Here is a 14,433-nt window from a genome sequence, read left to right as displayed (position 1 = left end):
CGCGGTTACCGACGCAGCGAGCGAGTGAGATTGAGCAACTGCTGCCGCATCAGTGGGTATCTGCCTAAGTCGTGCAAGATGACTTCGGCGGACGCTTACCTTAATTCCGGATTTCTGAAGGTGTGTTCGCTGGCCGCTTACCCCAAAAAAAATTTGAGACTAAGCCAATCAACCATCGAACTCTATGAACTCCTGGGGAGCGGCAACGGAGCGGTTCAGTAAAGAGCGTTGCCCCGAGTTGATTCTGTATGTCGAGCACCCGATGGGATGCTACGGAGACTTAAGCTTTTTCGAGCTTAAGAAAGGGATTATCGGGAGGTACGGCCGCAGCTTTGAACAATAGTGCTGGTTCTTCTAGCAAATAGCCTTTGAGTGTTGCCTTCTTACGGGGACCTTCGACCTGACAAGCCCAGATATTTAGACCGCCGTCACGCTTCTTGTGGACCTTCAATTTTTCGAATTGCTTCTGCACCCAAGCCATTCTTCAGTCTCTTGATTGGCACCCTGGGAGATACCAGGGAACTCCTGCGCATAGCGTTGGAAGAGACCAGGTGTGACCAGAAATACGCTGCCACTCACCGTGTGGATTTTGGCCTTGCTGTCATTGATGACCAGTTTGTGGCTCAGGATGCTTTCCTTGACCCAATTCAAGAATGCCTGGCCAGGGTTATTCGAAGGAGGATTTGAGATTTCGAGAGCGTTTGCTGACGGTGCGTCACGTACCTCGGGTTCTCCCATTTCAAACATATCCAGCAGTGTGCCGAGGTAGTCGGCATCTTCTATCGCAACGGTATCCGTCAGCGAAGAGATTTGACGCGATCCTGCTTGACCTGCGTTGGGCGCTAGTGGCGTTACCCGAGCGTCAGTCGAGTGGTCACCGACAGTAATGCTCACCGTTCCACTGAAAGTTTCGGGGCGGTCTTCGCTTCCCCAAATCAACGCTGGTTGAATGCGCAGAAAGGTAAAGCTCTGCTGCCAGTTTCCCTGTTCCACGAGAGCGGTCCAGATGGCTTTGCCTTCCGGGGTAGACTCGACCAGACCATGCGACTGCAGCTCGTCGAACACAGCGATATTGGACGAGGGAATACCCTCAATCGACTGCGACAGCAGATAGGCTCTCAGTTTGTCTGTGACCGTCTTGCTGACCAGCCACAGCGCGTCCTGAGTCAACCAACCCGCGGCACCTGGCTGGTTGAGTTTCAGCTCGTGCTGAACCAGATGACGCAGCCCGCTGATCAAATGATGTTGCAGCGAATGAACCGGCGCTTGCAGCGCCTTGCTCGGGTTACCACCGATGTTCTGTGCAACGGAAACACGGTCGGCCTGCATCACCAACTCACCGAGCACGCCGGCACGTTCGTACTGGCCCGCCAAGACATACAGCAGACTGGCCCACAGTGGCGGAAATCCACTGAGCCAATCGAGGATTGGGCGGTCGAGAATTTGGGTGTAGAGCAAGCCTGCGGCGGCGCCGTGCAGGTGATAGTCGCGACCTTTGAGGTAGCGAAAACGGTAGGGCTGATCCAGTGCCCCCTGCCAGGGGTGCCAAACGCTGCCATCCTGACGTTCGACCTGCAGGTCCACGGCGATCTTGCCGACGTCATGGAGCAACGCGCCATAGGCGATGCCAGCGGACCAGGCATCGGTCTGGGCGGCTTGGTCTTCGGGTGCGGCGCCGGTGGGAAGCAGATACGACTGACGCAATTTCAAACTGCAAGCGACCAGCTCCAACCCATGATCGAGCATGCCGCCAAGATAAGCATGGTGATGCGTCTCGCTGGCTGGAAGCTGCTGGACCAGCTCGGCGTAGCGATGGATCGGATTTAAATAGAGCTGGCTGAACTGTGGATGGGAGAGGGCGGTGTACTGCCAGATGCGATCGAGCAGCTGGCGGCGGTGCTCCGTGGCTAACAAGCTGTGAGCCGACTCGATGGGCAGGTAACCTTCGGCGACGCTCACGGTCGGTGGCGGAGGGGGCTTCTGCCTTTTGTGGCGAAACAGACTGAGCATCGTGACCTCCGGGAAGTGACTGGGTCAGTGGCCTTTTAGCCTTTTCGGATAGAGCTTTTACCCTTGAGTCCCCATTCCCTTCCAACCCTTACCCGTCCTTTTGGCTCGTGTCCCTTTGTGCGGCAATCGAAATATGGATACTGCTGAACATCGTTTTGTTGGGGGGCTGGTGCGGAAAAGACAAGAGTCGGTACACTGCGGTGCCTATTTTTTGGGTCTTGCCATGAACCTCACTGACGCCACGCTCGTGCTGCTGCTCGCGGCACGTATCCATGGGACCGACGAAGCCGTCCGGGCCTCGGCGAAGAGCGTGGTCAAGAAGTTGCCGCGCAGTAAGCGTGATCTGATCTACAAGGTAATCGATAGCCGAAGTCCGCTCGAGCTGGTGGATTTTCTGGCGCAGAACATGGATGCGGAATGATAGGCTGCGGGTGTGTGCCCATCCCTGACTTTTTGCATCAGAGCCCCGCGGCATGGGTTTTCTGAGCGCAGAAAAAGGGCCCAACTCGCGTTGGGCTCTGTGATGCAATTGCAGCGGTGAGGTAACGATCAAACTCCATCGCTCATGCATCGCGACTCATCCATTACCATCTGCTTCAGTTGCTGCTCCAGGTTGAGTACATACTCCGAGGCGCTTCGGGCCTGACCACTGGCGCGAAAGATCGCGCGTTTGTCAGCCTTGAGCAGGCTGAGCCAGGAATCGATATAGCCCTCGTGCCTCAGCTCTCCCTGAATGCCGGCGTAAGCACATAAAAACGCAGCGCCCATCTCGGCGATCAACTCCTCAAACGCGTAGCCTGGCGAGCCGAACGGATAGGCTGACGTCACGCCTTCGCGCTGCAACCGAGCGTGATGCCCAGTCCAGTGCGTCAGCTCGTGCAGCGCGGTGGAGTAGTACCCACCTTCATCGTGAAATTGCGCTTTTGTCGGCAGTTGGATGAAATCCTTGATCGGATGGTAAAACGCTTCGTTTGCAGATCGATGAACGATGCGTGCACGTGAACTTAACAGCAGATTTTCCGCAGCTCTGTTGGGCTGGAAAGGATCACTCTGTTCCGTCTCGAGCAGGGTTTCATTGAGCATTTCGAGCCCCTCCGTTTGCTCGATGTTGAACAAAAAATGCGTCCTGAGAATGCCAAAGTGAGCGACCTTGGGCTTACCGTTTTCATCAAGTACGGGTTGGCCTGACTCGGTCTGTTCCTCGCGCTCCATCGGCTTGTAGAGCACCCCCAGAGTGCTGTGCTCACCCTTACGAATGTGCCCGCCAGCTTTTTTGGCTTGATTGAACGTCAGCCAACGATCTTGAGTGAACCCCTGCAACCTGGCCGCGGCCCAGAGCAGCGGTAAGTTGATGCCCGAATATGGACGTCGCGTGATGGCGTTGACGGGGTAGGGTTGATGACCGATGTAAGCGGAGCCACTTGAGGACCAGGGCTTGATCCAGGGAGCAACGCCTTGGTCTAACGCAGTAACGATCTTGTCAGTTACGTCTTGGTAGATATCGCGCATGGCAATTTCCTCGAGAGAAAAACGGAGGAACGCCGTGCCCGTCGGGGAGGGTTCCCCGGTTGGGTGATGTGCTGGATTGATGAAGGTCTTGCATGCCGTCCAAATGTGGAGGGGGCGCCGCCAATTGCGCTTAGCGCTGGAGTTCTCCTGCAAGCGCTATCAGCAAGGCGTCAGGCTGACCCGCTTCTTGGAGTAGGCTCAGACTCAATTGCAGCAATGGCTCGTGGGCTAAGTGATCGGTTGGTTCACTGTGGATTACCTCGAACAGCACGTAGGGCTTGTGTGGATAGGCCAGGTGGGCTTCGAAGGCTGCGCGCAATACGTGTCTCAACCGATCGACCTGCAGCTTCTCAGCGTGATCGGATTGCTCGAGCAGTACTGCGTGCAGCCACGCGCTAGGGGTGAACACAATGGGTAACCGAAGAGTGTTCAGTGTTTCCGGTGTAAGTGAATCGGGCATGGCATGTCTCCGTCGAAAACGCGAAGAAACCTGTCCCGTGCGGAGAAAGATTTCCCCGCAGTGGGTTGAAGAAAATTAAGAGGGCTTACCTCGCGAGCAGCGCTCAAAAGGCGCTCATAAGAGCAGTCTGTAGTGGTCTACTAACCCCGGACATCCATTTAGGCGAGAATGCTCGCCAGAACGAGGTGTCAGATGACCAAACAACGCCGTACCTTTTCCCCTGAATTCAAGCGCGAGGCTGCCGACCTCGTTCTCAAGCAGGATTACAGCTTCATTGAGGCCAGCCGCTCGCTTGGTGTCGGCGAGTCGGCTTTGCGTCGATGGGTTGACCAGGTGCAGCAAGAACGCACGGGCATCACCCCGCAGAGCAAAGCGCTGACCCCGGAGCAGCAGAAAATCCAAGAGCTGGAAGCCCGAATTGCTCGCCTTGAGCGGGAAAAATCGATCTTAAAAAAGGCTACCGCGCTCTTGATGTCGGAAGATCTCGAGCGTTCGCGCTGATTGACCAGTTGAGTATCCACGAGCCGGTTGATTGGCTGTGCAAGGTGTTTGAAGTGACCCGCTCGTGCTACTACGCTCGGCGTCTCAGGCGCCGCACACCGGATGTGGAACGCCTTCGATTGCGCAGTTGGGTGAACGAGTTGTTCACCCAAGGCCGCAGTGCTCCCGGTAGCCGTAGCATCATGGCCATGATGCAGGACGACGGCGAGCAGATCGGGCGATTCAAGGTGCGCAGCCTGATGCGCGAGCTGGAGTTGGTGAGCAAACAACCGGGATCGCATGCTTACAAAAAGGCGACGGTCGAGCGGCCCGACATCCCTAATATTTTGAACCGAGAGTTTGATGTGCCCGCTCCTGACCACGTCTGGTGTGGCGATATCACTTACATCTGGGCTCAAGGGAAATGGCAGTATCTGGCGGTTGTGCTAGATCTTTTTGCCCGCCGTGTTGTGGGCTGGGCGTTGTCGGGAAAGCCGGATGCCGACTTGGTCATCAAGGCCTTGGACATGGCTTATGAGCAGCGAGGGAAGCCTCAAGGTTTGCTGTTCCACTCCGACCAGGGCTCGCAATATGGAAGCCGGAGTTTTCGCCAGCGCCTTTGGCGATATCGCATGCGTCAGAGCATGAGCCGGCGAGGAAATTGTTGGGATAATGCGCCGATGGAGCGGGTGTTCAGGAGCCTGAAAACCGAGTGGATACCGACCATGGGCTACACGACGGTCCAACAAGCTCAGCGGGATATCAGCCATTTTTTGATGCACCGGTACAACTGGATTCGACCGCACCAATTTAATGGTGGGCTGCCACCGGCTCACCGAGAAAAAACTTAACGTCGTGTCCGGGATCAGTTGACCACTACAGTAGGCGTTCATCACCGTAGAAACGGTCACTGTGCGAGCCACCGAACGCTAATCGCACTTGGGAGGAACCATCATCGAAGTGACGTAGCCTTGAAGGTTCTGGCTACCTGGGAAAGTGCTGTTGATAACAGCGATCCGCACCTAGTATACCTAGTATTTAGCCAGACGATTTATCTCGGTCAATTACTGTAGATAGGCTTTTTCACGGGGCTTGTCTTCTGTCTTCCAGTGAAGATTTTTTCGGCTGGGCAAACTGATAAACGGTCAGGCACGGACAGTTTTCAGTAGTAGGCTGTTACTCCTGTCTCAACCATGAAAATGCTCAGAAGAGGGCGAGAGCATGCCGACTCAGCAACCTGTTCAGAATTCACGTGCCCACCGCTGGGCGTATGCCTGTGGTCTGTCAGTGAAGCGTGGTTACCGTAGGTTGAAAACTTTTGAATCCCACGTGGTTGAGCGTGCGAAGACAGCAGGTGTGCCCGCAGGTGAATTACTTGTTCGTGGGAGTTTTCTGACTGCTAAGTTCGCTCTGTTCGGAGCAGTTCTTTTTGTCAGCTTCTGGTTGTTTGTGCTGATGTGCACAATTGTCGCATTAGCAGCTATCCCATTTCAGGTTTCAGACACTCCGGGTAGTGACGATCTCGATGATCCAATGCATAGAACGTCTTGGCCTGAGCGTTACGATAAATGGGGTTCTCTGAAGTAGGCTCTTGGTTATTTTGAGCTCGATTTACCCGAAACAATTCTTGCACCGCTCATCAACTGAGAGGTCCCGTTAGAGCTCGCTGTCTGTGCTGCGTGGGTTCCCCTGCTGAGCATTCCTTCTACGCCTGAACCTACGCTATATCCGGCCCAACTCATGGCCCCTAGAAATAGCATCGGCAGCACGATGAACATCGCCCCCATCACATACTCGATCACCTGCGCGGTGACCGTTCCATCCATAAAACCGGACGAAGGCAGCGACAACAGCACTTGATTGGACGCCGAAACCTGGTTGTACAAAGTGTCTAGCATGCTGGAGTCGACCCAGCGCGCCAATTCCCACCAGAAACTCAGCATGTGCAAGGTGAACAGCGCGAACGTCACGGTCATGACGGTTTTCAGCTGATAGGTACTGACCAGCAGGATCAGCGGCAAGCTGATGATGATGCCCATGATCAGGAAGGCCTGCACCATTGGCAAGGCGGCGCGTAGTGCATTCATTGCCGGGAAGTTGCTGAAGGAGCCGAGGGCCAACCCGGTATTGGTGGCGAGGTTATTGAGCCCCTGATTGATCGAGCCGCCACGGGCGCTGGAGCCATAGTCCTGGTACACCTGTCCGGGCGACATGGACACCGATTGCTGGCGCGGGCTGACCAGTTCGCGCAGGGTGGCATCCTCGATCTCGTTGTTCGAAAGGCCAGTCAACCAACCTTTCAGCCGAGTCAGCAGCGAGGGATCGACTTGCTCGATCAAGCGCCCGCGCAAGCCGACACCGCTGTCGTTCCACCACTGCTTGCAGGTGGGGTAGCCTGCGCCATTTTCCAGCCGCGGTAAGGAAATATCGCGGCTTTCGTCATACGGCCAACTGATTCGCGGTGTGCGTGAACGATCCGTGTCGTAGTAGCCGGGCGTGTCCAGAAAATAGCTTGAGCCGATCCAGGACGCGTCGTGACTTTGTGCTTTGTCTAACTGCGGACGGTTGGTGAACAGGCGAGAACGGGAATAGCCGTAGCAGTCGCGGATGAAATCGGCCACCTCCTGCAGCAGGACCTGACTGTCGATGCGCGAGCTGTCGATCTCCATGCGCATTTGTCGGATATCCGGTGCGCAAGGGATGGAGGCGGTGGCCGCCGCAGTCACGCCTTTGCTCAAGGCATGCACCAGAAACCACCAGATCGGCACATTGGCGGAGCGCCCGCCGATGGTATTGAAGGTGGTCCCCCAAGCGGTTTCCGCTGGCCTGGCCACACTGACACCGCAGCGCTGGCTCGCCGCATCATCGAACGTCATCGATGCGAGGCTCAGAGGAAAGACGGGCGCGCAGCCGAACAAGACGACGATGTAGGCCAGCCACAACCGGTTCTCGATCCGTGGCACCGAGAGCAGTCCCTTGTTGCCTTCGTCCGCGCCTTGCTGACGGGCAGACAACCATTCCTGCAAGATGATTGCACCAAAGGGCGCGGCGAACAGCCCTGTGTCGGACAGGACACTCCAAAGGCCGTTGTTGATGATCCAGGCCAGGAGAGAGAGGTAAAACTCCAGGTAACTGTTGGTGCTCATGAGCATGGTAATGACCTCACAGCCGGGTGAGCTCGACGCAGATAAAGAACACGAGCCCTAATGTCCCGATGCGTTTCACGCGCCGTCGATCCTGTGGTTTATATCGGTAGCGTCTAAGCAGATCCCACCAGAGAGCGAAGAGGGCGGCATAGAGCAGGGCGCGCCACCATCGCAGATAAGGCCGTGAGGATTCGAATGCCTGCTGCCAGACTTCGAAACTACCCAGCGCAGCGCGGCCGATCCAGGCGACCAGTGCGGCGGTCAGGATCATCAGCGCGGCAATCCCCAGACCTGAAAGCAAAGTGAATAGCGGTGAGCGTTTCATGGCTTACTTGTGGCTGGCCTCAGCATCATTGAGTCGGCCCGGCTCAGGGTCGCCTTGCTCGACGGTGCGCGAAGCATCGGCACCACCCGCATGCCGATCGAGCACTAGGCTGGCGGTGTTGGTAGCCAGCATCTGCCGAACCTGCAGTTCGGTCTGCAGCAGACGTATTTCGCGCTCCAGGGCGTCGATGTTTCTCGTCAGGGCGATTTGGGCTGGCTCGGCTGAGGCGACGTTCGGTTCGTGACTGCCCGCCAGCAGCGTACGCATTAGCAGGAGCGCCTTGTCGAGTACGCTGGACAAGGCTGTCTCGCTGGCTAGGCGTCGCGCCAGCAGATCCTGGTCGGGATCGTCGCGTAGGGCTTCAACCACGCCACGGGTCACCGGCAGCATCGGGCTGGAGGCTTTCGCCAGATTGTCAGGGATAAGGGGCAGAGAGCCAGACAACAGCCCTTGCAGGGCCTTAAGGCGCTCGTTATAAGCCTCCTGGATCAGCGGTGTCAGTCCGCTGCCTGCGGTCGCACGCAGGGTTTCGCAGCTATCGCAGGTCGCCACTTCGCTCTCACCCAATACTCGAACGGCCCATTCGGATTCCTCTTGCGGTGAGGACCAGGTCTGACAAATAGCGCCACCCAGACAATCGCTGCTACTGACCGAGGCACTGTCGTCCACCGTCCGGTTATGCAGCAAGTTGTAGCCCGCACGCACTACGTCGGCGGTCACCCGAATGGGCGTCTGCCCATCACCACCAGCCTTCGAGCCGCCGACCCAGGACACCCCCTTGTTGCCGTTATGGGTCTCGGTGTTTTTCACCGCGGCCACCGCATCTCCGCCGGTGTGCTCCAGATTACCCTGCATCTCCTGGTTCTTGGCCAGCGCGCCCCAGCCGGCTTGACCGACCTTGTCCGCCATCTTCTCGGCCATGGCCTGGCAGGTCAGCTTGGAGCGGTCGAAGTCGATACGCCCCTGCATCACCCCGTTGCTCAACAACTCATAGAGGCCGGGGTTGGCGCGTTGGATGATCAACGCAGGCAGCGACATCACGGCTTGTGTCGCGTTCTGCACGATGCTGCCCATGATCTGCTGGAAACCTTCGGTGACGCCGTTCAGCTGGTTTTGCAGGGTGTTGGTGAGGCTCATGTTTCCGCACATCATGTTCGCTCGCCATGACCCGCCGACACCGAGACCACTGGGTCGGTAGAGCGAGCTCGGTGAGCCGACTGCTGAGCCGCCACCAATGGTGTACATCACGCGGTCATCGAGCACTTCGCCGTGAGTGCCCAGGCGGTAATCACCTTCGGCCGCGGGGGCATGCGTCGCCATGGTAAGCAGTCCACAGAGCAACAGACTCATCGTGCCCAACCAGGGCCGCGCGAGAAGCCGACTCATGAAGCACCTCCTTCGAAGTCGATGCTGAACAGGAAGGTCTGTCCCTCACGTTTGCAGCAGCTATAGGGACGCCACAGCGACCAGGCGTAGCCGCCATCCACGCTCTGGACTGGATCGCTGGGGAAGATGGCGCACGTGGGCTGCACCTGGGGGTAGAGCAATTGCCATTTGTGGGTCGAAGCGTCGTTTTCAACGATCGGGACAGGCGGCCAGTAGCCGTCGCGTTTGACGGGCGTGAGTGGTACATACACATGCGGCTGCCAGTTGTGGGTAATCACATCGCCGGCGCGTTGCGCCATGACTGCGGCCGCCTTGAAATCGTCGGCCTGTACCAGAAAGCCCTGCCGGGGATAAACGTTGCCCCACATGTTTCCCGAGGCCTGACGACCGATTTCACGGATCCCCGGCGTGAGCGACTCGGGATAGAAACTTTCTGGAATGCCCTGGCGCCAGGCTAGCGAGTCCAGGGTACTCAGGAAGTAAGGCATGAATGCAGTTGCACCGCTGGCGCAGGCGTAGCCGGACTGCGAAGCCAGTTGCGTTGCGACCCAGCCACCGGGGTGGCCGATGCCATCGACGTTCTTGAAGCGGGTTAGGTTGTCGTGGCGGGTGTTCGGCGTGATTAGGTTGCCGCCACCCTCCGCGCCGCTGATGGGAGAGGATAGGGTGGCCATCTCGGTCCAGGGGTTATTGCCGGTGGCGGCGTAACTCGAGACCACCAGTTCAGGAATGAAATGACGAACCTTGGTCGAGGTTTTGATTGTGCAGCCGAACGGCGTGCAGAGCAGCCAGAAGCAAATGCCGACGACCCTGTATTCGAGGCAGCTTGGAGAGAGCACAGAGGATGTGATACTGCCTGTGTTCAGCGCCATGCTTGGCCCGCACACCAGCAGGACGCTTAGTGCTAAAGGTCTTAGTTTTGCAGGCGATATTGACGAGCAGACGACAGTCATAATCCAGGCTCAATGTGTATGGCCTGGGCAGGTTCGGGGATAGGCTAAAGATTATCAGCGGAAATTGTGAAGGCCGAGCTATCGGCTTTGTGACACATGAGACTATTATTTGACGTGAAGGGAGCTACGCAGTACCTCTGGTTCTACAAGTAACTGATCTGCGGTAATTTCGAAAATATTTGCGAGCTTACAAAGAACCAACAACGACGGATTGCCCGTGCATCGTTCAATTTGACTGACGTAGGTGCGATCGACCTCGGCCATGAGCGCGAGCTGCTCTTGGGAAAGGTTTTTCACGCGTCGCATCAAGCGGATATTTTCCGCCAGTTGCAGACGCAGCTGTTCGTAGTCGTGAGTCATGCGCGCAAATTGCGCCTTGAGGGACTCTCAATCCACGGGATATAGTCTGCATTAGTGCTGATCTATGCCATTTGAAGACTTATGGCTGTTACCCAGAGCCTAAATGTTTTCGAAGCTGGACTTTGCGTCTGAAAAATAAATCAGAAATCTAGGTGTGTATGGACGAAAACTACGTTTCAATTCCAGCGGCGGATGGTTGTCCAAGTCTTCTGACTCCGTGGGGTAGCGAATTTTCCTCAATGATTGAGCGTGGCGTGCAATGCGCCCAGGCTTGGCTTGATGTGCCTGGCGAAATTCCGCTGTGGTGGGAGCTAGCGCAAACACGCAAGACTTTTCCTCTCGGTGATTGTCAGGATGCCTTCGAAGCCGGATTTTTGTTGAGGGTTCAGCAGCGTCTCCGGGGAGTACGGCAATAACCGTTATCTCGTTTTAGAGCGCTGAATAGATTTACCTATACAGGGTCTATTCCTCGCGCTCTATCGATCCGTTCTGCGACCTGAAGTGCAGCTTCTAGCTCAGAACAGCCAGTGTTTTGCATCAGTGTCCAGCGCTCGGCCTTTTCTTCAGGTTCCGTCATGGCCAGGGCAAGATAAAGACTGGGTGGTACGGCCCGAAACAGCGTCTCAATTTTTTGAGATAGCACGACCCCTTCAGTGTACTTACCCGGCTCCTTACCAGCGGAAAGCAGCAAGGCTTTCTGCGCCGGCGTGAGCTTTTTGAACCGTGCGATTTCCTCAATCTCCGCGGGCGGCATATTCAAGCAAATCCACCATTCGATCATGTTGAGCATGGTCTGCGCAGCCGTGGGAAAGTCCGCAAGGTTTTGCGTGGCGAGCCAGAACCAGGCGCCGAGCTTGCGCCACATCTTCGTGCCCTTGACCACGAAAGGCGCCAGCAGCGGGTTCTTGGTAATGATATGGCCTTCGTCGGTGACCATGATGATCGGTCGGCCCAAGTACTGGTCGCGCTCGGCCAGGTTGTTTACGGTGTTCATCAGGCTGATGTAGCTAATGGACATCTGAGCCTCATAGCCTTCGCGAGCGTAAGTGGCGAGATCAACGATGGTCACATCGCTCTCCGGCCACGGTGTGCCTTCACAGTCGAAGAGCTCACCCTCGAAGCCCTGGCAAAAGAGATCGATGGACTCGCCCATTTCCTGTGCACGTTCGCGACGCTTTTCCGGTAAGCGCGAGTCTGTGGCGACGCGCAGTAAAGCGTTGCGCACATCGCGGGTCAGTACCTGACGGTTCGTTGCGACACAGATTTGCGCCGCATCGAGAATACACTCGCGGATCAAGCTGCGATCAGCTCGACTCAGTCGCGCCTCTTCCTTGGTCTCGCCACCGGTGATCATCAGGCGAGCGGTGATTTCCAACTCGCCGAGAACATCGCGCTGGTCCTCGCGGCTGGCTGCTGCTTCATCGTCCCACTCATCAATGGAAAGACTCGCCACCTGATCTGGTTGTTCGACCAAGCGCCAGGCATCGCCGAATGGGGCGAGACTGACCGGGGCGCCAGGTTTCAATTGGACCTTGTTGACCGACAGGCCCTGTGTCGCGAAGTAATCGCCCTGCAGGCCGAACGAGTTGCCAGCCTCTACGATAAACAGGCGAGGGCGGTATATCGCCATGATCTGCATCAACAAGGTGACTAGCGTCGCCGACTTGCCGGCGCCGGTGGGGCCGAATAACAGCAGATGGCCGTTCATTGCCCGGTCTAAGCGTGACAACGGGTCAAAGTTCAGAGGCGACCCACCACGATTAAACAACGTGATACCCGGGTGGCCGGTACCAATGCTGCGGCCCCAGACTGGAACGAGGTTTGCCAGGTGTTGGGCGAACATCAGGCGTGTGTACCAGTTACGTGTGTCGCGGGCTGGGTTGTAAGCCATCGGTAGCCAACGCAGGTAGCTGTTGCAGGCGGCGACTTCATCGCCTTCGCGTACCGGCTGCAGGCCCGCACCCAGCAGCGCATTGGCTAGGCTGATCGAGCGCTGGTGCAGTTGCTGTTCATTGTAACCGCGCACGTAAAACGCCATCGTGCCGCGGTAGAGCTTGTGCTGACGGCCGATGATCGCACGAGCCTCTTCAACATCCTGACGGGCCTGGGTCGAGGCAAGGTTCTCACCGATCGCTTTGCGGGCTAGACGGTTCAACTGATCCTCGAGTACATCCTGCGGTTTGACCACCGAGGTCAGACTCATCACCGTGCCCTCGGGTAACTGGTCGAACAGGGCATTCACCGCGTCTCCCTTGCGGATTTCGCCAGTGAGTTGACCAATCAATGGCGCCCGGCGCAGCTTGTCCACCACCATGACCCGGTGGGGCTGACCATCAAAAAGCCAGAGTCCATGCTGCACGTCCGAACGCGGTTCGTTGAAGAACAGGCGTTCGGCAAAGTCATGATCGAAGGGAAGTTCCAGCGACTCGCTCTCGCCAGACTCCGGATAGGCCACGCGGCGGTAGAAATCTTCGGGCGATTCATCTGTGAGCTTGGGGGCTGGATTGAACCAGGGCAATAACCAAGCATACAAACCTCGGCCATCGACTCGCGTCGATTGCACCCCGCACGCCTGCAACGAAACAGCGATACGTTCGCAAGTTTGTTGCAGCGATTGCACTGGGTTGAGTCCCGCCTCCTCACCGTCAGACTCAAGCCAGCGATAGATCACAAATCGCACCCGACGGTTGTTTCCTCGCCAGGGCAGGCGCGTGACTGCCTTATCCTCGAACAGGCCGCCAGGCTTGGCGATGGCTTTCAGATGTCGGCGAATAAGTTCCAGGTACGCTTCGGTGAAAACCGTGCCTCGGGCGCTGTCCTGAATATAATCTGCTAGCCAGGTCAGATAGGGGGTGAAGTCGTTGTCGTCCTGGCAGAAAAACTGCGCCACCCAAGGCGCTTGATCCAGCTCATCAAAGCTATCCTGCAGGGCATCTTCGAGGGCATCGCGGGCTGCCATTAGCCAATCGGGTTCGCGCCCTTCGGTGCCGATGGGCAGCAACTCGAACACCGCACCCACTGAGCGATTGTCATCGAGCAGAAAACACTGCTCGGTGTCGAGGTATTCGACCCATGGCAGATGATCGGTGAAGCTGGGATTATGCGTATAGAGCGCAGCTTCATCGGCCAATGTGGCGCGTGGGCGCAATGGGTTGCGCCAGGCTTTCCAGGCACAATTGCGGTTGCCCGCATCGTCGCTACACATTACAGATCTTCCTGACGTTCACCTGGCAGTGCGTACTGCACCCGTTGATAGAATGGAAAAACGGTCGAGTATCCAGGCACTGGTGCCTGCTCGGTACCACTCAGATGCGGATACACGTACATCACCAAATCAGGGTTGGGCAGGCGAGGGAACAGGTTGCGAATTTCATTGGCTGCTGTACGCGTATACGGTTCCTGGAGCGCAGCGGAGAGATCTGTTTGAGCCAACGGGCGACGCAACTGTTGCCGAGCATCCAACAGTTGCTGTTGAGTACCCTGTGAGCCTGGGCCGTTCCAGATGTCCAGCATGGTTTGCTCGCCATGCGGCAAAAGTGTGTCCTTGTCGGTGGAACACCCTGTCAGGACCCAGCAGAGCAAGCTAATCCAGATCAGATAGAGACGTAGGATCTTTTTCATGGCGAACGCTCCGGCCCTTAGGCTCGTAGTCGATGGTGATCTCATGGTCGAGGTGAAGGGCGACTTCTGCTGCCGGTGGTACGTACTGAACGAGCCCCATGAAAGACAGGACACCGTTCCCCCCTTAAGATAAGGGATAGGCAAACGGGTATGTTTATGACTAACAGCAACGATAAGGGTGGC

Annotated in this window: 12 protein-coding genes and 2 pseudogenes; 4 read left to right on the top strand and 10 right to left on the bottom strand. The window is 56.9% G+C overall.

The window, feature by feature from the left end; translation table 11 throughout:
• Positions 1–280: 280 nt before the first annotated feature.
• Positions 281–2,010: pseudogene (gene mobH, locus KDX37_RS27765) on the bottom strand (MobH family relaxase).
• Between the two features lie 223 nt (positions 2,011–2,233).
• On the opposite strand from mobH, the gene KDX37_RS27760 reads away from it, so the two are divergent.
• Positions 2,234–2,431 (top strand): DUF7740 domain-containing protein, encoded by a 198-nt coding sequence (locus KDX37_RS27760; protein ID WP_231656424.1) that lies wholly within the window; start codon positions 2,234–2,236, stop codon positions 2,429–2,431.
• A gap of 128 nt (positions 2,432–2,559) precedes the next feature.
• Here KDX37_RS27760 and KDX37_RS27755 read toward each other — a convergent pair whose 3' ends face one another.
• Positions 2,560–3,519: an ArdC family protein gene (locus tag KDX37_RS27755; protein ID WP_231656423.1), complete on the bottom strand. Its 960-nt coding sequence runs from the start codon at positions 3,517–3,519 to the stop codon at positions 2,560–2,562.
• A gap of 130 nt (positions 3,520–3,649) precedes the next feature.
• Complete coding sequence (locus KDX37_RS27750; protein WP_231656421.1) at positions 3,650–3,979, bottom strand: hypothetical protein; 330 nt, start codon at positions 3,977–3,979, stop codon at positions 3,650–3,652.
• A 192-nt stretch (positions 3,980–4,171) separates the two neighbouring features.
• On the opposite strand from KDX37_RS27750, the pseudogene KDX37_RS27745 reads away from it, so the two are divergent.
• Positions 4,172–5,332, top strand: a pseudogene (locus KDX37_RS27745) (IS3 family transposase).
• A gap of 348 nt (positions 5,333–5,680) precedes the next feature.
• Entirely contained in the window at positions 5,681–6,046 is a 366-nt protein-coding gene (locus KDX37_RS27740; RefSeq protein WP_231656420.1) for a DUF3742 family protein, read from the top strand.
• An 8-nt stretch (positions 6,047–6,054) separates the two neighbouring features.
• Here KDX37_RS27740 and KDX37_RS27735 read toward each other — a convergent pair whose 3' ends face one another.
• The 5 genes from KDX37_RS27735 to KDX37_RS27715 all read right to left on the bottom strand — a co-directional run bounded on the left by KDX37_RS27735 (position 6,055) and on the right by KDX37_RS27715 (position 10,629).
• Entirely contained in the window at positions 6,055–7,611 is a 1,557-nt protein-coding gene (locus KDX37_RS27735) for a conjugal transfer protein TraG N-terminal domain-containing protein (RefSeq protein WP_231656419.1), read from the bottom strand.
• A gap of 10 nt (positions 7,612–7,621) precedes the next feature.
• A complete protein-coding gene (locus KDX37_RS27730) occupies positions 7,622–7,930 on the bottom strand; it encodes a hypothetical protein (protein WP_231656418.1) in 309 nt (102 codons plus the stop codon).
• A gap of 3 nt (positions 7,931–7,933) precedes the next feature.
• Entirely contained in the window at positions 7,934–9,316 is a 1,383-nt protein-coding gene (locus KDX37_RS27725; RefSeq protein ID WP_231656417.1) for an integrating conjugative element protein, read from the bottom strand.
• Positions 9,313–10,269: a TIGR03756 family integrating conjugative element protein gene (locus tag KDX37_RS27720; RefSeq protein WP_231656416.1), complete on the bottom strand. Its 957-nt coding sequence runs from the start codon at positions 10,267–10,269 to the stop codon at positions 9,313–9,315. The genes KDX37_RS27725 and KDX37_RS27720 overlap by 4 nt, the downstream gene beginning before the upstream one ends.
• A 105-nt stretch (positions 10,270–10,374) precedes the next feature.
• Positions 10,375–10,629 carry a helix-turn-helix domain-containing protein gene (locus tag KDX37_RS27715; RefSeq protein WP_231656415.1) on the bottom strand — a complete coding sequence of 85 codons (255 nt, stop codon included), beginning with the start codon at positions 10,627–10,629 and terminating at the stop codon, positions 10,375–10,377.
• Positions 10,630–10,787: 158 nt separating this feature from the next.
• Here KDX37_RS27715 and KDX37_RS27710 point away from each other — a divergent pair, with 158 nt between their 5' ends.
• Entirely contained in the window at positions 10,788–11,045 is a 258-nt protein-coding gene (locus KDX37_RS27710; RefSeq protein WP_264759413.1) for a LasR-specific antiactivator QslA, read from the top strand.
• A gap of 35 nt (positions 11,046–11,080) precedes the next feature.
• Here KDX37_RS27710 and KDX37_RS27705 read toward each other — a convergent pair whose 3' ends face one another.
• Positions 11,081–13,834, bottom strand: coding sequence for a conjugative transfer ATPase (locus KDX37_RS27705; RefSeq protein WP_231656414.1), 2,754 nt, complete (start codon positions 13,832–13,834; stop codon positions 11,081–11,083).
• Positions 13,834–14,250: a TIGR03751 family conjugal transfer lipoprotein gene (locus KDX37_RS27700; RefSeq protein WP_231656413.1), complete on the bottom strand. Its 417-nt coding sequence runs from the start codon at positions 14,248–14,250 to the stop codon at positions 13,834–13,836. The genes KDX37_RS27705 and KDX37_RS27700 overlap by 1 nt, the downstream gene beginning before the upstream one ends.
• Positions 14,251–14,433: the final 183 nt, after the last annotated feature.

Source organism: Pseudomonas californiensis, assembly GCF_021147775.1.
Lineage (GTDB): Bacteria > Pseudomonadota > Gammaproteobacteria > Pseudomonadales > Pseudomonadaceae > Aquipseudomonas > Aquipseudomonas californiensis.
This window is presented reverse-complemented; position numbering and strand designations above follow the sequence as displayed.